Origin of the sequence: Pseudomonas sp. QS1027 (assembly GCF_002814235.1) — a bacterium.
In the GTDB taxonomy this organism is placed as follows: Bacteria; Pseudomonadota; Gammaproteobacteria; order Pseudomonadales; family Pseudomonadaceae; genus Aquipseudomonas.
On the sequence record NZ_PHSU01000007.1, the window covers coordinates 230,972 to 248,853 of the forward strand.

The following is a 17,882-nucleotide window of genomic DNA, read 5'->3' on the forward strand; positions in this document are numbered from 1 at the left end:
TGGTGACTCCCATGATGTTCAGGCCCGTGGTACGCAGTTCGATAGGCGCCTTGCTGCTGTTGCTCGGTGGTTGCAGCAGTCTCGATTATTATAGCCAACTGGCCGGTGGCCAGCTGAGCCTGTTGCAGGCTCGGGAGCCGGTGGCCGAGGTGATTGCCGACCCGACCCGTGACCCGAAGCTGCGCGAACACCTGGCCCAGTCCCAGCGGGCGCGGGCCTTTGCCAGCGAGCATCTGCACCTGCCGGATAACCGCAGTTACCGTTTGTATGCGGATATCAAACGCCCTTATGTGGTCTGGAATGTCTTCGCCACGCCGGAATTTTCCCTGACCCCGCAGCAGCACTGTTTCCCGATTGCCGGCTGCGTGGCCTATCGCGGCTATTACAACCAGGGCGCGGCGCGGGGTGAGGCGGCGCTGCAGAAACAGCAGGGCATGGACGTGTATATCGGTGGGGTCGAGGCCTACTCGACCCTGGGCTGGTTCGACGACCCGATTATCAGTTCGATGCTGACCTGGGGCGACGAGCGCCTGGCAACGCTGATCTTTCATGAGCTGGCGCACCAGCGCTTTTATGTGAAGGATGACACCGAGTTCAACGAGTCCTATGCCAACTTCGTCGAGCAGGAAGGCACGCGGCAATGGCGGACGGCGCGAGGCTTGCCACCGGCCAAGGTCAATGAGGTGGCGCAGAAGGATCAGTTTATCGAGCTGGTGCTGAATACCCGGGCGCGCTTGCAGCAGCTGTATGCGCAGGCGTTGCCGGTTGAGCAGATGCGGGAGCGCAAGGCGCAGGAGTTCCAGCGCTTGCGTGACGAATACCATCAGATGCAGGCGAGTCAGTGGGCCGGCGACAAGCGTTATGACGCCTGGATCAATGGGCCGCTGAATAACGCCAAGCTGCTGCCCTTCGGGCTGTATGACCAGTGGGTGCCGGCGTTTGCGGCGTTGTTCAAACAGGTGAATGGCGATTGGCCGTCGTTCTTCAAGGCCGTGGAAAGGCTTGGGGGCTTACCGGTCGACGAGCGTACGGCGGCGTTGCGCAAGTTGATGCCCGGCTGACTGACGCTTTCGCGGGCAAGCCCTGCTCCTACAGGTCCCGTTTCATCCTGCGGTCCAGCACCTTACACAAACGCCCGATGCAACTGCGCCAACGTCTCGAAATGATAAGTCGGCTGCTGCGCACTCAATTCCTCGAAACTGCCAAACCCATACCCCACCGCCGCCGCATCCAGACCATTGCGCTGCGCACCGATCAGGTCGTGCTTGCGGTCGCCGATCATCAGCGTGTCCTTCGGTTCCAGCCCTTCTTCGGCCATCAGGTGGGCAATCAGCTCGACCTTGTCGGTCCGCGTGCCATCCAGCTCGCTGCCGTAGATCACCTTGAAGTGCCGGGCAAAATCGAAATGCCGGGCAATCTCCCGGGCAAACACCCAGGGCTTGGACGTGGCGATATACAGCGTGCGCCCCTGCCCGCTCAACAGCTCCAGCAACGGCGTGACCCCTTCGAACACCCGGTTCTCATACAGCCCGGTGACCTTGAAGCGCTCCCGGTAGAAGTTCACCGCCTCCCAGGCCTTGGCCTCGTCAAACCCGTAGAACTGCATGAACGCCTGCAACAACGGCGGGCCGATAAAGTGTTCGAGCTTGCCGAGGTCCGGCTCGTCGATACCCAGTTTGCCCAGCGCGTACTGGATCGAACGGGTGATGCCCTCGCGCGGGTCGGTCAGGGTGCCGTCGAGGTCGAAGAGAATCGTCTGGTAATGCATGGGATGTCCTGGTTGTACAAAAAATAATCAATCGACCTGATGATAACCTTCGGCCATGTGCAGGTCCTTGAGCTTCACGTAGTTCGCCGCGCTGTAGGTGAAAAACGCCCGCTCCTTGTCCGTCAACGCCCGCGCCTGCTTGACCGGGCTGCCGACATAGAGAAAACCGCTTTCCAGGACCTTGCCCGGCGGCACCAGGCTGCCGGCGCCGACGATCACCTCGTCCTCGATCACCGCGCCGTCCATGACGATGCTGCCCATGCCGATCAGAATCCGGCTGCCCACCGTGCAGCCATGCAGCATGACCTTGTGGGCAATGGTCACGTCGTCGCCGATCAGTAGCGGGAAGCCGTCGGGGTTGAAAGGCCCGGCGTGGGTGATATGCAACACGCAGCCGTCCTGCACGCTGGTGCGCTGGCCGATACGGATGCGGTGCATGTCGCCACGGATCACGGTCAACGGCCAGATGGAGCTGTCGGCGCCGATTTCGACGTCGCCGATCACCACCGCCGAACGGTCGACAAAGGCCCGTTCACCGAGTGCCGGCGTGAGGTTCTGATAGGTACGAAGGGTCACGATAGGCGCTCTCTCTTTGGGTGATAGCTGCGGTCGACGTCGATTGTAATTAAGATGGGCCCATGTTTCTTCCAGCCAAGGTGCCAACCGTGAGCGTGAACAACCCTCTTCTGCAGTCCTACGACCTGCCGCCGTTCTCGGCGATCCGCGCGGAACACGTGCTGCCGGCCATCGAACAGATCCTGGCGGACAACCGTGCGGCCATCGCCGACATCCTCGCCGCCCAGGGCCAACAGCCTACCTGGGCCGGGCTGATCCTGGCGATGGATGAACTCAACGATCGCCTGGGCGCCGCCTGGAGTCCGGTCAGCCACCTCAATGCGGTGTGCAACAGCGCCGAATTGCGTGAAGCCTACGAGGCCTGCCTGCCGGCCTTGAGCGCCTACTCCACGGAGCTGGGCCAGAACCGTGAACTGTTCCAGGCGTTCGAAGCCCTGGCGAACAGCCCGCAGGCCGCCAGCTTCGACGTGGGCCAGAAAACCATCCTCGAACACTCCCTGCGCGACTTCCGCCTGTCGGGTATCGACCTGCCGCCCGAGCAGCAGCAGCGCTATGCCGAAGTGCAGAGCAAGCTGTCCGAACTGGGCAGCCGCTTCTCCAACCAGTTGCTCGACGCGACCCAGGCCTGGACCCGGCACGTCACCGATGAGGCCGGTCTTGCCGGGCTGAGCGATTCCTCCAAGGCGCAAATGGCCGCCGCAGCCCAGGCCAAGGGCCTGGACGGCTGGTTGATCACCCTGGAATTCCCGAGCTACTACGCGGTGATGACCTACGCCCAGGACCGCGCCCTGCGCGAAGAGGTGTACGCCGCCTACTGCACCCGGGCCTCGGACCAGGGCCCGAATGCGGGCAAGTACGACAATGGTCCGGTGATGGAAGAGATCCTCGACCTGCGCCAGGAACTGGCCCAATTGTTGGGTTTCGCCAGCTTCTCGGAATTGAGCCTGGCAACCAAGATGGCCGATTCCAGCGACCAGGTGCTGACCTTCCTGCGTGACCTGGCCAAGCGCAGCAAGCCGTTTGCCGCCCAGGACCTGCAGCAGCTCAAGGCCTACGCCGCCGAGCAAGGCTGCGCCGAGCTGCAAAGCTGGGACAGCGGTTACTACGGCGAGAAGCTGCGTGAACAACGCTACAGCGTTTCCCAGGAAGCCCTGCGCGCGTACTTCCCGATCGACAAGGTGCTGGGCGGCCTGTTCGCCATTGTCCAGCGCCTGTACGGCATCGAGATTGCCGAGCAGAGCGGTTTCGACACCTGGCACCCGGATGTCCGCCTGTTCGAAATCAAGGAAAACGGCCAGCACGTCGGGCGTTTCTTCTTTGACCTCTATGCCCGCGCCAACAAGCGCGGCGGGGCCTGGATGGACGGCGCCCGCGACCGTCGGCGTACCGTCGATGGTGTACTGCAAAGTCCGGTGGCCAACCTGGTGTGCAACTTTGCCCCGGCCGACAGCGGCAAGCCGGCCCTGCTGACCCATGACGAAGTCACCACCCTGTTCCACGAATTCGGCCATGGCCTGCACCACCTGCTGACCCGCGTCGAGCATGCCGGCGTATCCGGTATCAATGGCGTGGCCTGGGATGCCGTGGAGCTGCCGAGCCAGTTCATGGAGAACTGGTGCTGGGAGCCCGAAGGCCTGGCGCTGATCTCCGGCCACTACGAAAGCGGCGAGTCGCTGCCCCAGGACCTGCTGGAAAAAATGCTCGCGGCGAAGAACTTCCAGTCCGGGCTGATGATGGTGCGCCAGCTGGAATTCTCGCTGTTCGACTTCGAACTGCATGCCACCCACGGTGATGGCCGCAGCGTGGCGCAGGTTCTCGAAGGCGTGCGCGACGAGGTCTCGGTGATGCGTCCGCCGGCCTACAACCGCTTCCCCAACAGCTTTGCGCACATTTTCGCCGGCGGTTACGCGGCGGGCTACTACAGCTACAAGTGGGCCGAAGTGCTGTCGGCCGACGCCTTCTCCAAGTTCGAGGAAGACGGTGTGCTGAACGCGCAGACCGGGCGTGCCTTCCGTGAAGCGATCCTGGCGCGCGGTGGCTCCCAGGCGCCGATGGTGCTGTTCGTCGACTTCCGTGGCCGCGAGCCGTCGATTGACGCACTCTTGCGTCACAGCGGCCTGAGCGAGGATGCCGCGGCATGAGTGAGGCACCTGTGATCAAGACCAAGAAGCGCTTTATCGCCGGGGCGGTCTGCCCGGCGTGCAGCGAGCAGGACAAGCTGATGATGTGGAGCGAGGACGACGTTCCGCACCGTGAGTGCGTGGCTTGCGGTTATGCCGACACCCTGAATGAACAGGGCTTGTCGGTGCCCAAGGAGCTGGGTACGCGGGTCAATACCGCACCGGTCAAGGCGCCGCAGGACAACAAGGTCCAGACCGTACAGTTCTTTCCCAATCCCAAGCTGAAAAAGCCCGACGGCCAGTAATCAAGTCGTTCCCCTGTCCCGGGTCGCTCAAGGCCCGGGATGTCTTATCCCTGCATCACTCCTGAAGAGGCCGGCCTCCCTAAGCTGGGTCTTTACGCAAACCGGCTTTTGGTCTGCGTTTTTCAAGGAGTGAACTGTGGATACTGTTAATCCTCTGTTGCAAGAAAGTCTGGAGCTGCCGAACTACTCGTCGGTGCGTGTCGAGCACCTGATCCCGGCGTTCAACATCATCATTCAAGGCAATTTGTGTGAGCTCGGAAAGATTGCCGACGATCCGGACATGTACCCGGACTGGGACGAATTTTTCAAGAGGACCGCTCTTTCGCACGCCTGCCTGTCGCGACTCCATGGCATGGTGATGGTCCTGAGCAACGCCCGCCCAGGCCCGGAATGGGGATGTGCGCTCAAGTATTGTCGTGAGCTTTATGCCAATTACCTGCGGGTACTCAGGCAAAGTCAGGGGCTCTTTGCAGGCTATCAATGGTTGGCGAGCAAAGAGACTGCAACCTCGAGCAAAGCGATGCTTGAGTCGATCCTGGGTGATTTCCGCCTGGCGGGAACGCATTTGGAGCAACGGACCAAGGTTCAAGAGCTGGATAGGCATATCCATGAATTGGAATCGCGTTTCCTGGAGAATGTTTCGGGGGCCAACCTCTGGGCCAACCGCAATCTCGGAAGCTTGAATCCTGATGTGCTCGAGGGGCTATCTGACGAGGACCGGGCGGCGATTAAATCCTGCTACTTATCGAAACTGACGGACTGGACTATCAGTTGTGATAGTTCGCCAGAGGTCCGTGCGGTGGTGGATGGGGTGTTTGCGCCTCTAGAGGCTTGTCGAATCAACTGGGACGATCCGCAGGTGGTCAATGCGCTATTGGCGGATGCGAAGTCTGCGGTTGTTCGGCGTTCGGTGTACGAGGCCAGTGTTACGCGTGCTGCCAGTGGCCTCTATGGCAATGCATCTGTGCTGAGCAGGCTTCTGGTTGCTCGAACTGAAAAGGCCAGGTTGCTGGGTTTCGCCAATAGTGCCGAGTTGCAGTTGCAGAAACTCTCGTTGACCTCTCCCCATCAGGTCAGGTGCTTCCTCGCATCTTGGACGGCGAGGCAAAAGCCTGGTTGGATTCAAGAGGCAAAAGAGCTTCGGCAATTCGCCATGCACGAAGGCCAGGCCGACCTCCAGCCCCTGGACTATGCATTCTATGCCAAGAGGTTGCGTGGGCAACTGGCGGGGATCGGTGAGAAGGAACTGAGTGCATACTTCGAACTTGAACAGGTTCTCCAGGGACTTCTGGGGTTGGCCAGCCATCTGTTTGGTATTGAATTTATTGCACGTAAAGAGCTGGATACCTGGGACAAGAGCGTTCGCCCGTTCGAGGTACACGAGAATGGGATGACGATCGGTTATCTGTTTTTCGATCTGTTCGCGCGTGACGAAAAGACCACTGACATCGGTGTGGCATTCCCGGCGAACCGCCAGTTGCCAGTTGCCGGGCTGAGAGCGCTGGAGTTACCCATTGCTGTCTTGTCCTGCTCGCTATTGCCGACCTTGTCCGGTCAGCCGCTATTGTTGAAACCTGAGCGGAGCAGAACCTTGTTCAGGGAGTTTGGACGGTGTCTGCAGCAACTGCTCAATCGTGACGAGCACTCTGGCCTGCTGGGCATCAATTACGCCTGGGAGTCCGGGGAGTTTTTTGCGGCGCTGATGGAACAGTGGTGTTGTTCGCGCGACTTCCTCGTTCAGATCGGTCGGCACCACCAGACGGGGGAGCCGCTTTCTCACCGGCAGGCCGATAGCTTGATGATTTTGCTGACCCGTCAGAAAGGGCTGCAGGAGGCCCGCACGTTGATGCTCGCGTCGCTCGCTGTTGAATTGCATCAGGAGCTTTCCGGGCCCAAGCGAACATCCGAGCAAGCCTACCTGGATATTGTTGATCCCGGGCACACCATCCGCGAGTGCGTGGCACGCGTGAGTGAACAGGTGTTGGTGCTCCCGGAACCGGAGACTGACAACCTTGCCTTCAGCTTCAACGAGCTGGTGACCGGTGCGGGGGCGGCCTACTTTGTCTACCCCTGGAGCCAGGCACTCGCCCAGACGGTCTTCGCCCGTTTTGAAGACAGGGGGCTTTTCAACCATGAAGAAGGCAAGCGCCTGCGTGAGCGGGTGTTTGCACCGAGCGCTTCGCGACCCATCCTGGCATCCGTCGAGGCGTTTCTGGGCAGAACCCTCGATGAACTCACCGCTCCTCTGCCGACTTGAGCCAGCTCTGCACCGCGCAGGTGGCGTAGGGGCTGGTGCTGCACGCGCCGCTGGCCAGGGCCTCGCGTAGCTTGTCGACCGGCGCTTGCATCATGTAGCGGATGCTGTCCTTGAAGTACGTGCTATCGCCGAACCCGCCCATCATCATTTCGCTCAGGGCTTCCTCCTTGCTCCAGCCCTGCACCACCACGCGGTACATTGCCGCCATCAGGCCGGTGCGCTCCGTGCCCGGGCGGTCGTGGATCAACACCGAGCCCTGGCCCTCGGCGTCCTTGATCGCGCGCAAGACGGTCAATACGTCGGCGTCATCGACATGGCCGATCCGGTAGGGCAGTTGCACCTGCTTGATGCCCGGGGCCGACAGCCAGCTGGAGTCGGCCTCCGGCTGGAAGTTGATCACCGTGGTGATGTTCAGCCTGGCCAGGATCGGCAGGGCATTGCTGTCGGGCAAGGTGCTGCGATAGAGCGTCGGGGTCATCTGGCTGAGGTTGTACAGGTTGCCCACCGGCGTGGCCCATTGTGGCGGGCGTTGGCTGTTGTTGTCGCCGGCCTGGGCGACGAGCAGCACCAGGCCACTGATCAGCATCAGGCCAAGGAGGGAACACCAGCGAACGATCGACATATGGACGGCGCCCGGAAAAAGAGAACTCGACATTGCCCTATAGCATTGATTTTTACGGATCAAAAGCCCGTGAGTCGAGTGTCAAAGATTTGTGAGACGGGTGGAATGGGTGCGGGAAAGGCCGAGATTTTTAGCTGAATCGATTCATCTTGATGCTTAGGCTGCTATCATTTGTAACTAACGGTTGCCAGTGTGTTCTCTATCCGAAGTGCCCCGATAGAAACCGTGGCCCGAAAAAGACAGGTTGCTCAATTGAAGCGGCCGATCAACCCGTGCGTGCAAGATGAGTGAGGTAGCGCCATGTCCGAGCAGGATCGAGATAACCCGCGGCGTGAGTTTCTGCGCAAAACCCTGACCTTGATCCCGGTGGTCACCGTGGCGAGCAGTGCCCTGGGCAGCAGTGTGCTGCAGGCCGCATCGCAGGCAACGCCGGCGGTCACCGACAAGGCGCCTGTCAGCAGCGGGCATTATGAACCGAGCTTTTTCACCGCCGAGGAATGGGCTTTTCTCAACGCCGCCGTGGCTCGCCTGATTCCGGCCGACGCCCAGGGGCCGGGTGCCCTGGAAGCCGGTGTACCGGAATTTATCGACCGGCAAATGAACACGCCTTACGCCAGTGGCGCCTTGTGGTTTATGCAGGGCCCCTTCGTCGCCGATGCGCCGCCGGAGATGGGTTGGCAAAGCAAGCTGGTGCCCCGCGAGATCTATCGCCTGGGCATCGCCGCCACGGAGGCCTGGTGCAAGAAACTCCATGGTTCAACCTTTGCCGCGCAAGACAGCGCTACCCAGGATGCCTTGCTCAAGCGACTGGAGGCCGGCGACGCCGATTTCGACAGCGTCCCGCCGAAGATGTTCTTCAGCTTCCTGCTGCAAAACACCAAGGAAGGCTTCTTCAGCGATCCGATCCATGGCGGCAACAAGGGCCTGGTGGGCTGGACCATGGTCGGTTTTCCCGGCGCCCGCGCCGACTTCATGGATTGGGTTGAACGCAACGAGCAATACCCCTTCCCGGCTGTATCCATTCGCGGCGAGAGGGCGTAAGCATGGCGATTCAAATGAAGAAGGTCGACGCAGTGATCGTCGGTTTCGGCTGGACCGGCGCGATCATGGCCAAGGAGCTGACCGAAGCCGGGCTCAATGTCGTGGCCCTGGAACGCGGTCCGATGCAGGACACCTACCCCGACGGCAATTACCCACAGGTGATCGACGAACTCACCTACAGCGTGCGCAAGAAACTCTTCCAGGATATCTCCAAGGAAACCGTCACCATTCGCCATAGCGTCAACGACGTCGCCTTGCCGAACCGCCAACTCGGCGCGTTCCTGCCGGGCAATGGCGTCGGCGGGGCCGGACTGCACTGGTCGGGCGTGCACTTTCGGGTCGACCCCATCGAGCTGCGCATCCGCAGTCACTACGAAGAGCGCTACGGCAAACATTTCATTCCCAAGGACATGACCATCCAGGACTTCGGCGTCAGCTACGAAGAGCTGGAACCGTTCTTCGACTACGCCGAAAAGGTCTTCGGCACCTCGGGCCAGGCCTGGACCGTCAAGGGCCAGCTGGTCGGCCAGGGCAAGGGCGGCAACCCCTACGCACCGGATCGCTCCAATCCCTTTCCGCTGGAGGCGCAGAAGAACACCTACTCCGCGCAGCTGTTCCAGAAAGCCGCCAGCGAAGTCGGCTACAAGCCCTACAACCTGCCGTCGGCAAATACTTCAGGGCCCTACACCAACCCTTACGGCGCGCAGATGGGACCGTGCAATTTCTGCGGTTTCTGCAGCGGTTATGTCTGCTACATGTATTCCAAGGCCTCGCCGAACGTGAACATCCTGCCGGCGTTGCGACAGGTGCCGAACTTCGAACTGCGGCCCAATTCCCACGTGCTGCGGGTCAATCTCGACAGCACCAAGAGCAAGGCCACCGGCGTGACCTACATCGACGCCCAGGGCCGCGAGGTGGAACAAGAGGCCGACCTGGTGATTCTTGGCGCCTTCCAGTTCCATAACGTGCGGCTGATGCTGCTGTCCGGCATCGGCAAGCCCTACGATCCGGTCACCGGCGAAGGCGTGGTGGGCAAGAACTTCGCCTACCAGAACATGGCCACCGTGAAGGCCTTCTTCGACAAGGACGTGTACACCAACAACTTCATCGGTGCCGGCGGCAACGGTGTGGCGATCGACGATTTCAACGCCGACAACTTCGACCACGGCCCCCACGGCTTTGTCGGCGGCTCGCCGATGTGGGTCAACCAGGCCGGCAGCCGGCCGATTGCCGGGACCTCGAACCCGCCCGGCACGCCGGCCTGGGGCAGTGCCTGGAAACGCGCCACGGCGGATTACTACACCCACCAGGTGTCGATGGACGCCCACGGTGCGCACCAGTCCTACCGGGGCAACTACCTGGATCTCGACCCGGTTTACCGCGATGCCTACGGCTTGCCGCTGCTGCGGATGACTTTCGACTGGCAGGAAAACGACATCAAGATGAACCGCTTCATGGTCGGAAAATTGAGCAAGGTCGCCGAAGCGATGAATCCCAAGTCCATTGCCTTGCTGGGCAAGCAGGTCGGCGAGCACTTCAACACTGCGTCCTACCAGACCACCCACCTCAACGGTGGCGCGATCATGGGCACCGACCCGAAGACCAGCGCCCTGAACCGCTACCTGCAATGCTGGGATGTGCACAACGTCTTTGTCCCCGGTGCTTCGGCCTTTCCCCAGGGCCTGGGCTACAACCCCACCGGCCTGGTGGCGGCGCTGACCTACTGGTCGGCCCGGGCGATCCGCGAGCAGTACCTGAAGAACCCCGGCCCACTGGTTCAGGCATAAGGAGCGATAAACATGAAAGCATTGGTTATCGCCACCCTGGCGCTGTTGGGCAATGGCGCGGTCAGCGCCGCCGAGGCCGATCCGTCGGCCCTGATCAAGCAGGGCGAATACCTGGCGCGGGCCGGGGATTGCGTGGCCTGTCACACGGCCAAGGGCGGCCAGCCGTTCGCCGGCGGGCTGCCGATGCAGACGCCCATCGGCACGATCTATTCGACCAATATCACCCCGGATAAAAGTGGGATCGGCGCCTACAGCTTCGAGGATTTCGACCAGGCGGTCCGGCATGGTGTCGCGAAGAACGGCAGTACCCTTTACCCGGCGATGCCGTATCCGTCCTACGCTCGCGTCAGTGACAGTGATATGCAGGCGCTGTACGCCTACTTCATGAAGGGCGTGGCGCCGGTGGCCCAGGACAACAAGGCGGTCGATATCCCCTGGCCGCTGAGCATGCGCTGGCCGTTGGCGGGTTGGCGCTGGGTGTTCGCGCCCAAGGTCGCCGAGTACCAGGCTGGCAGTGGCGCGGACCCGGTGGTGAGCCGTGGGGCTTATCTGGTCGAAGGCCTCGGCCATTGCGGTGCCTGCCATACGCCACGGGCCCTGACCATGCAGGAAAAGGCTTTGAGCGCCACTGAAGGCAGTGCCTTCCTGGCAGGCAGCGCGCCGCTGGAAGGCTGGATCGCGAAAAGCCTGCGCGGCGATCACAAGGATGGCCTCGGTAGCTGGAGCGAAGCGCAGCTGGTGCAGTTCCTCAAGACCGGCCGCAGCGATCGCAGCGCGGTATTCGGCGGCATGAGCGATGTGGTGGTGCACAGCATGCAGTACATGAGCGATGGTGACCTGACGGCGATTGCCCGCTACCTCAAGAGCTTGCCGCCGGTGGACCCGCAGGATGCGCCTCACGCCTATGAGCCACAGGTCGCACAGGCCCTGTGGAAAGGCGATGACAGCAAGCCGGGGGCGTCGGTGTATATCGACAACTGCGCGGCCTGCCACCGTACCGACGGTCACGGTTATACCCGGGTGTTCCCGGCGTTGGCCGGTAACCCTGTGGTGCAATCGGCGGACCCGACGTCGTTGATCCATATCGTGCTCAAGGGCGGCACCTTGCCGGCGACACACACTGCACCTTCGAACTTCACCATGCCGGCGTTTGCCTGGCGGTTGTCGGACCAGGAAGTGGCGGATGTAGTCGGTTTCATTCGCGGCAGCTGGGGTAACCAGGGCGGTGCGGTGAAGGCCAGCGATGTGGCGGCGTTGCGCAAGGAGGATATGCCGGCCAAGCCGTAGGCCGACGCCTGCCAGACGGTGCTAGGCAGATCGGCCCTGCTCCATTACTGTATGTAAATACAGTAATGGAGCCTTTCCCATGTTCACCCCGCTCCCACCCCGTGGCCGTGGCACCGCGACCAACCCGCACAACCGCTTCGCGCCCCATCGTTCGGTGGCCGAGGACGACGGCTGGTACCAGGAGGTCCCGCTGACCCAGGGCACCGAGGTGCGCATCGAGACGGCGAAATCCATCATCACCCGCAACACCTCGCCGGACCTGCCCTTCGACCGCTCCATCAATCCCTATCGCGGCTGCGAGCACGGTTGCATCTACTGCTACGCACGCCCCAGCCATGCCTACTGGGATATGTCCCCGGGCCTGGATTTCGAAACCAAACTGATCGCCAAGACCAACGCCGCCGCCGTGCTCGAGCAACAATTGTCCAAGCCGGGTTATCGGGTGGCCCCGATCAACCTGGGCTCCAACACCGATCCCTACCAGCCGATCGAACGCGAGCACCAGCTCACCCGGCGGATTCTCGAGGTGTTGCTGCGTTATCGGCATCCGGTGACCATCGTCACCAAGGGCTCGCTGATCCTGCGCGACCTTGACCTGCTGACGGAACTGGCACAGCAGCGCCTGGTGGCGGTGATGATCAGCCTGACCAGCCTCGATGACGAACTCAAGCGCATCCTCGAACCCCGGGCGGCGGCGCCCAAGGCGCGCTTGCGGGCGATCCGGGTCATGCGTGAAGCGGGTATCCCGGTGGGCGTGCTGTGTTCGCCGATGATTCCGATGATCAACGACAGCGAGCTGGAAAGCCTGCTCACCGAAGCCCGCGACGCCGGTGCCCAGAGCGCCGCCTACATGATGCTGCGCCTGCCCCTGGAGGTAGCGCCGCTGTTCGAGGAGTGGCTCGCCGCCCACTACCCGCAACGGGCGAGCCATGTGTTGAGCCTGATTCGCCAGACCCGCGGCGGTGAGCTCTACGACAGCCGGTTCGGTGCGCGGATGCGCGGCGAAGGGCCGTTTGCCGATCTGCTGGCGCAACGCTTTGCCAAGGCCATCAAGCGCCTGGGCCTCAATCGCCGTGAAGGCTACAACCTCGATTGCACGGCATTCTGTCCCCCCGGAGGGCAGATGTCGCTACTCTGAGCCATGAGTCGGATGAAGGTCGCTTGGTGGCGTTTAGCCTGCGCCTATACTCTTGGGTAAGCACTGTAGAAGCCTTCTGGAACGTCCGTCCTAGAGCCTCTGATTCAGCTTGAGTTAAGTTTTCGCGACTAGGGTAAAGCTGCCTGTTTCGTACAGGTGTGTTCAAGGAACCGGGCGTATTGATCCGATGAGGGCTGGCCGCGAGCGAGCTAAATCAGGAAAATCCCCCTAAATCCGTCAGAAAAGAGGATGAATCATGAGTGACAAGGATAAACAGCTGTCAGCTGCGTCGGCATCTGGGCTCCCCGGGGCCGAAAGTGCCGATGCGGCGCTGCAGCATATCGTCGACGGCTTCCTGCATTTTCATCATGAAGTCTTTCCGCAACAGGAAGAGCTGTTCAAGAAGCTCGCCACGGCCCAGAGCCCACGGGCGATGTTCATTGCCTGCGCCGACTCGCGCATCGTGCCCGAGTTGATTACCCAAAGCTCCCCGGGCGACCTGTTCGTGACCCGCAATGTCGGCAACGTGGTGCCGCCCTACGGGCAAATGAACGGCGGTGTCTCGACCGCCATCGAGTACGCGGTGCTGGCCCTGGGCGTGCAGCACATCATCATCTGCGGGCATTCGGACTGCGGCGCCATGCGCGCGGTGCTCAACCCCGACAGCCTGGAAAAGATGCCCACGGTCAAAGCCTGGCTGCGCCATGCGGAAGTGGCGAAGACCATGGTTCATGAGAACTGCGATTGCGCCAACGAAAGTGAAAGCATGCACGTGCTGACCGAAGAAAACGTTATCGCCCAGTTGCAGCACTTGCGCACGCACCCCTCGGTGGCCTCGCGCATGGCCAACGGTCATCTGTTTATCCATGGCTGGGTCTACAACATCGAAACCAGCGAAATCAAAGCGTATGACGCCGATCGGGCCTGCTTCCTACCCCTCGATGGCACTCATCCGATTCCAAGCGCGACGCCCAAAGCCCGCTTCTAGCGCCTGAAGCCTCCTCTATCCATTGGGTTCAGCCACGACCGACGTTCGAGCGGTCGGGCTTCGCCATGCCTGAAGAAATCCTCAGGAGATTCATCATGCGTGCTGCACAACTGAAAGCGGTTTTGCCACGGGAGCTGTTGGCTTCCGTGGTGGTATTCCTGGTGGCCCTGCCGCTGTGCATGGGGATCGCCATCGCCTCCGGCATGCCGCCGGCCAAAGGGCTGATCACCGGCATCATCGGTGGACTGGTGGTGGGCTGGCTGGCAGGCTCGCCGTTGCAGGTCAGCGGCCCGGCCGCGGGCCTGGCGGTGCTGGTGTTCGAACTGGTACGCGAGCACGGCATGGCCATGCTCGGGCCGATCCTGTTGCTGGCCGGCCTGCTGCAATTGCTGGCCGGGCGCTTGCGCCTGGGCTGCTGGTTCCGGGTGACCGCCCCGGCGGTGGTCTACGGGATGCTCGCCGGGATCGGCGTATTGATCGTGCTGTCCCAGGTCCATGTGATGTTCGATGGTTCGCCCCTGCCCTCGGGGCTGGACAACCTGCTGGGTTTCCCCGCCGCCGCGGGGCAGGCGTTTTCCGGCGAAGGCAGCGGCTGGCAGGCCGGCGCGTTGGGCCTGGGGACTATCCTGGTGATGTGGGTTTGGGACAAGCGCAAACCCCATGCCCTGCGCTTTGTCCCGGGTGCTCTGCTCGGTGTGGGGCTGGCGACCCTGGCGAGTTTGCTGCTGGCGCTGTCGGTCAAGCGCGTGGAAGTCCCGGCCAACCTGGCCGAGGCCATCGACTGGCTGCGGCCCGCCGACCTGCTCAACCTGGCCAACCCTAATCTGCTGATCGCGGCCTTTGCCGTGGCCTTTATCGCCAGCGCCGAAACCCTGCTGTCGGCCGCCGCCGTGGACCGCATGCACGACGGCCAGCGCTCGGATTTCGACCGCGAACTGTCGGCGCAGGGGGTGGGCAATATGCTCTGCGGCCTGCTCGGGGCGTTGCCCATGACCGGGGTGATCGTGCGCAGCTCGGCGAATGTCCAGGCCGGTGCCCGGACCCGTCTGTCGGCGATGTTCCATGGATTGTGGTTGTTGGCCTTTGTGCTGCTGCTGTCCAGTGTGCTGCAAAGCATTCCGGTGGCGAGCCTGGCGGGTGTGCTGGTGTATACGGGCATCAAGCTGGTGGATCTCAAGGCCTTTCGCGGCCTGGGGCGCTACGGGCGCATGCCGATGCTGACCTATGCGGCCACGGCCTTGGCGATTGTCTGCACTGACTTGCTGACGGGGGTGTTGATCGGTTTCGGCCTGACCCTGGCGAAGCTGGCCTGGAAAGCTTCGCGCCTGAAGATCAGCCTGGTGGACTTGCCCGCCGAGGGTGAGATGGAACTGCGCTTGCTGGGGGCGGCGACGTTTCTCAAGGTGCCGGCGCTGACCCGGGTGCTGTCGACGATTCCGGCAGGCACGGTGGTGCATGTGCCGCTGGGCAACCTGAGCTACATCGACCACTCTTGCCTGGAGTTGCTGGAAGAGTGGGACCGGGCCAACAGGGCCAAGGGCTCGCGATTGGTGATCGAGTCCCATGGCTTGAAACGGCGTCTGGAAGGACGGTTGCGGACCACCAGCGGTATCGGTTCCGCCGCAGCCTGACGATGGTCTGGAAAACGCCACAAAACCTGTAGGAGCCGAGCTTGCTCGCGATCGGGCGCGCAGCGGCCGCAATCCGGCTGACTCGGTGTGCCAGATGCACCGCATGCGCAGGTTTTACGACTGCTGCGCAGCCGATCGCGAGCAAGCTCGGCTCCTACAGGGGAGCGCGTCAGGTCACGATCAACTGAGTCACCGGTTCAAGCCCCCGGCTGTTCCAGCTCCAGCCCCACACCCAACTGGCGCGACAAACACGGCCAGCGCTTCCACGCCGCCTCGGTGTCCGGGCTGTGCAGGCGCTCGCGATAGGCTTCCACCGACTCCAGGGCAAAGCTTTCTTCGTCGAGCATTTCATCGACCGCGTGATGCACCGCTTCATCCAGCTGGTTGGCGAATGTCTCGCCGATCAACTGGTGGGCGATCAGGTTGGCCACGGTAATGTCCGACGGAATCAGCGGCTGGCCGAAATGCTTGATGTACAGGTCGTTGACCTCCTCCACCAGGCGATGCGCCAGATAGGCTTCATCCAGCAGGCCGTCGAGCCCGACATGGCCTTCCAGGATCGCCGGAGGTTTCAGGAAAAACTGCTCGGCGATTTTCAGCACCGGCTTGATCTGTGATTCGATGCCGGCTTCGCGCGCCACCTCATTGGCCGCATCCAGCAAATCGGGAACCAGGTCGATATAAGCTTTTACAAACCGGGTCAGCACGCCTTTGGCGTCAACATCCGGCAGTTGAATAGCGGGGTGAAGATGCGGCAATTGAACTTCAAGTTGACGAGTCAACTGGCCGCTACCGGCCTCGTGTTGATGGGCACGTTGAATCTGCTCGCGCAATGCGGCGGTGTTCATGAAAGCTCCAGGGGGGACGGCAAAGGGAAAATAGGGAGAGTACAAAGTAGCTGGGTTATAAAAGATGTTCAGACGCATTTGTAATAATTATTTCATGCTTATATGCATGAGTTATATCGATTTGCCATTACTTATGCTCTACCCCAGGTAATCCGCGGCCTCCAGCCTGATTCAAAGTCTCCTCCCAGTTCATTTCCCAGATCGCATGGCACTGTCCCGGTCGCTGTCTATACTCGATTTCGTAGGGAGTTAGCTGATGACGCCCGGCTGCTGTTGCTGGCCAGGCCGAATGGTCTGCTTGCGTAGTACGACCATTCCCTTGGCCGCAGGTGAAAGCCGGCGGGATAACAAGAACGATAAGGGGAACCCGCAATGATGCGACATCCACGGGTCTGGATGGGCCTCCTGTTGTGGTCGATATTCAGTCAGGCGCATGCCGCCTGGACCGTGAATATGACGCCTGGAGCGACGGAAGTCAGTCACGAGATCTTTGATCTGCACATGACCATTTTCTGGATCTGTGTGGTGATCGGCATCATCGTGTTCGGCGCGATGTTCTGGTCGATGATCATGCACCGCCGCTCCACCGGCCAGGTGGCGGCCAAGTTCCATGAAAGCACCACGGTGGAAATCCTCTGGACCATCGTGCCCTTGCTGATCCTGGTGGTGATGGCGATTCCCGCGACCGCCACGCTGATCAAGATGTACGACACCAGTGAGTCGGACGTCGATATCCAGATCACCGGCTATCAGTGGAAGTGGCACTACAAATACCTGGGCCAGGATGTCGAGTTCTTCAGCAACCTGTCCACTCCCCCCGAACAGATGCATAACCTGGTGCCCAAGGGCGAAAACTACCTGCTGGAAGTCGACCAGCCGCTGGTCCTGCCGGTGGGCGCCAAGGTGCGTTTCCTGGTGACTTCCGCCGACGTGATCCACTCCTGGTGGGTGCCGGCCCTGGCGGTCAAGCGTGATGCGATTCCTGGGTTCTTCAACGAAGCCTGGACCCGGGTCGACAAGCCCGGCATCTACCGCGGCCAATGTTCCGAATTGTGCGGCAAGGACCACGGCTTCATGCCGGTGGTGGTCGATGTCCGCACCAAGGCCGACTACGACAGCTGGCTGGCCGATCGCAAGGCCGAGTCGGCCAAGCTCAAGGAACTGACCAGCAAGGAATGGACTCTCGACGAACTCAAGGAGCGTGGCGACAAGGTCTACCACACCACCTGCGTGGCCTGTCACCAGGCCGAGGGCCAGGGCCTGCCGCCGATGTTCCCGGCACTCAAGGGCTCGAAAATCGCCACCGGTCCCAAGGAAGACCACCTGCACCGGGTGTTCTTCGGCAAGCCGGGCACGGCCATGGCGGCCTTCGGCAAACAGTTGTCGGAAGTCGATATCGCCGCCGTCGTGACCTACGAGCGTAATGCCTGGGGCAACAACAAGGGCGACATGGTCACGCCCAAGGAAGTACTGGCGCTGAAACAGGCGGAGGGCGGCAAATGAACAGCTCCGTT

The 17,882-nt window shown here is 61.6% G+C and carries 15 protein-coding genes; 11 read left to right on the forward strand and 4 right to left on the reverse strand.

What is annotated here, in order from left to right:
• Positions 1 to 11: 11 nt before the first annotated feature.
• On the forward strand, positions 12 to 1,061 hold the full coding sequence (locus CWE01_RS07945) for an aminopeptidase (protein WP_100939974.1): 1,050 nt from the start codon (positions 12 to 14) through the stop codon (positions 1,059 to 1,061).
• Between the two features lie 62 nt (positions 1,062 to 1,123).
• Here the strand turns inward: CWE01_RS07945 and CWE01_RS07950 are convergent, their stop codons facing one another.
• Both CWE01_RS07950 and CWE01_RS07955 read right to left on the reverse strand, forming a co-directional pair.
• The gene (locus tag CWE01_RS07950; protein ID WP_100939975.1) at positions 1,124 to 1,768 is read right to left on the reverse strand and encodes an HAD family hydrolase; all 645 of its coding nucleotides are present in this window, start codon (positions 1,766 to 1,768) and stop codon (positions 1,124 to 1,126) included.
• 27 nt (positions 1,769 to 1,795) lie between these two features.
• A complete protein-coding gene (locus CWE01_RS07955) occupies positions 1,796 to 2,344 on the reverse strand; it encodes a gamma carbonic anhydrase family protein (protein ID WP_100939976.1) in 549 nt (182 codons plus the stop codon).
• Between the two features lie 62 nt (positions 2,345 to 2,406).
• Here CWE01_RS07955 and prlC point away from each other — a divergent pair, with 62 nt between their 5' ends.
• The 3 genes from prlC to CWE01_RS07970 all read left to right on the forward strand — a co-directional run bounded on the left by prlC (position 2,407) and on the right by CWE01_RS07970 (position 7,026).
• Complete coding sequence (gene prlC, locus CWE01_RS07960) at positions 2,407 to 4,485, forward strand: oligopeptidase A (RefSeq protein ID WP_177410460.1); 2,079 nt, start codon at positions 2,407 to 2,409, stop codon at positions 4,483 to 4,485.
• Complete coding sequence (locus tag CWE01_RS07965; RefSeq protein WP_100939977.1) at positions 4,482 to 4,769, forward strand: YheV family putative zinc ribbon protein; 288 nt, start codon at positions 4,482 to 4,484, stop codon at positions 4,767 to 4,769. The genes prlC and CWE01_RS07965 overlap by 4 nt, the downstream gene beginning before the upstream one ends.
• A gap of 136 nt (positions 4,770 to 4,905) precedes the next feature.
• A complete protein-coding gene (locus CWE01_RS07970; RefSeq protein WP_100939978.1) occupies positions 4,906 to 7,026 on the forward strand; it encodes a M3 family metallopeptidase in 2,121 nt (706 codons plus the stop codon).
• Here the strand turns inward: CWE01_RS07970 and CWE01_RS07975 are convergent.
• Complete coding sequence (locus CWE01_RS07975; protein WP_100939979.1) at positions 7,004 to 7,648, reverse strand: dual specificity protein phosphatase family protein; 645 nt, start codon at positions 7,646 to 7,648, stop codon at positions 7,004 to 7,006. The two genes, CWE01_RS07970 and CWE01_RS07975, sit on opposite strands and share 23 nt — an antisense overlap.
• Before the next feature lie 300 nt (positions 7,649 to 7,948).
• Between CWE01_RS07975 and CWE01_RS07980 the strand changes: the two genes are divergently transcribed.
• The 6 genes from CWE01_RS07980 to CWE01_RS08005 all read left to right on the forward strand — a co-directional run bounded on the left by CWE01_RS07980 (position 7,949) and on the right by CWE01_RS08005 (position 15,520).
• The gene (locus tag CWE01_RS07980) at positions 7,949 to 8,689 is read left to right on the forward strand and encodes a gluconate 2-dehydrogenase subunit 3 family protein (protein WP_100939980.1); all 741 of its coding nucleotides are present in this window, start codon (positions 7,949 to 7,951) and stop codon (positions 8,687 to 8,689) included.
• A gap of 2 nt (positions 8,690 to 8,691) precedes the next feature.
• A complete protein-coding gene (locus CWE01_RS07985; RefSeq protein ID WP_100939981.1) occupies positions 8,692 to 10,476 on the forward strand; it encodes a GMC family oxidoreductase in 1,785 nt (594 codons plus the stop codon).
• Between the two features lie 12 nt (positions 10,477 to 10,488).
• Positions 10,489 to 11,763, forward strand: a complete 1,275-nt coding sequence (locus CWE01_RS07990; protein WP_100939982.1) for a cytochrome c — start codon at positions 10,489 to 10,491, stop codon at positions 11,761 to 11,763.
• Between the two features lie 79 nt (positions 11,764 to 11,842).
• Positions 11,843 to 12,901, forward strand: coding sequence for a PA0069 family radical SAM protein (locus CWE01_RS07995; protein WP_100939983.1), 1,059 nt, complete (start codon positions 11,843 to 11,845; stop codon positions 12,899 to 12,901).
• 256 nt (positions 12,902 to 13,157) lie between these two features.
• Positions 13,158 to 13,889, forward strand: coding sequence for a carbonic anhydrase (locus CWE01_RS08000; RefSeq protein ID WP_100939984.1), 732 nt, complete (start codon positions 13,158 to 13,160; stop codon positions 13,887 to 13,889).
• Between the two features lie 95 nt (positions 13,890 to 13,984).
• Positions 13,985 to 15,520: a SulP family inorganic anion transporter gene (locus CWE01_RS08005; RefSeq protein WP_100939985.1), complete on the forward strand. Its 1,536-nt coding sequence runs from the start codon at positions 13,985 to 13,987 to the stop codon at positions 15,518 to 15,520.
• A 197-nt stretch (positions 15,521 to 15,717) separates the two neighbouring features.
• Here the strand turns inward: CWE01_RS08005 and CWE01_RS08010 are convergent, their stop codons facing one another.
• Positions 15,718 to 16,368 (reverse strand): hypothetical protein, encoded by a 651-nt coding sequence (locus CWE01_RS08010; RefSeq protein ID WP_100939986.1) that lies wholly within the window; start codon positions 16,366 to 16,368, stop codon positions 15,718 to 15,720.
• Between the two features lie 372 nt (positions 16,369 to 16,740).
• On the opposite strand from CWE01_RS08010, the gene coxB reads away from it, so the two are divergent.
• A complete protein-coding gene (coxB, locus tag CWE01_RS08015; protein WP_100939987.1) occupies positions 16,741 to 17,871 on the forward strand; it encodes a cytochrome c oxidase subunit II in 1,131 nt (376 codons plus the stop codon).
• The last annotated feature ends 11 nt before the right edge of the window (positions 17,872 to 17,882 follow it).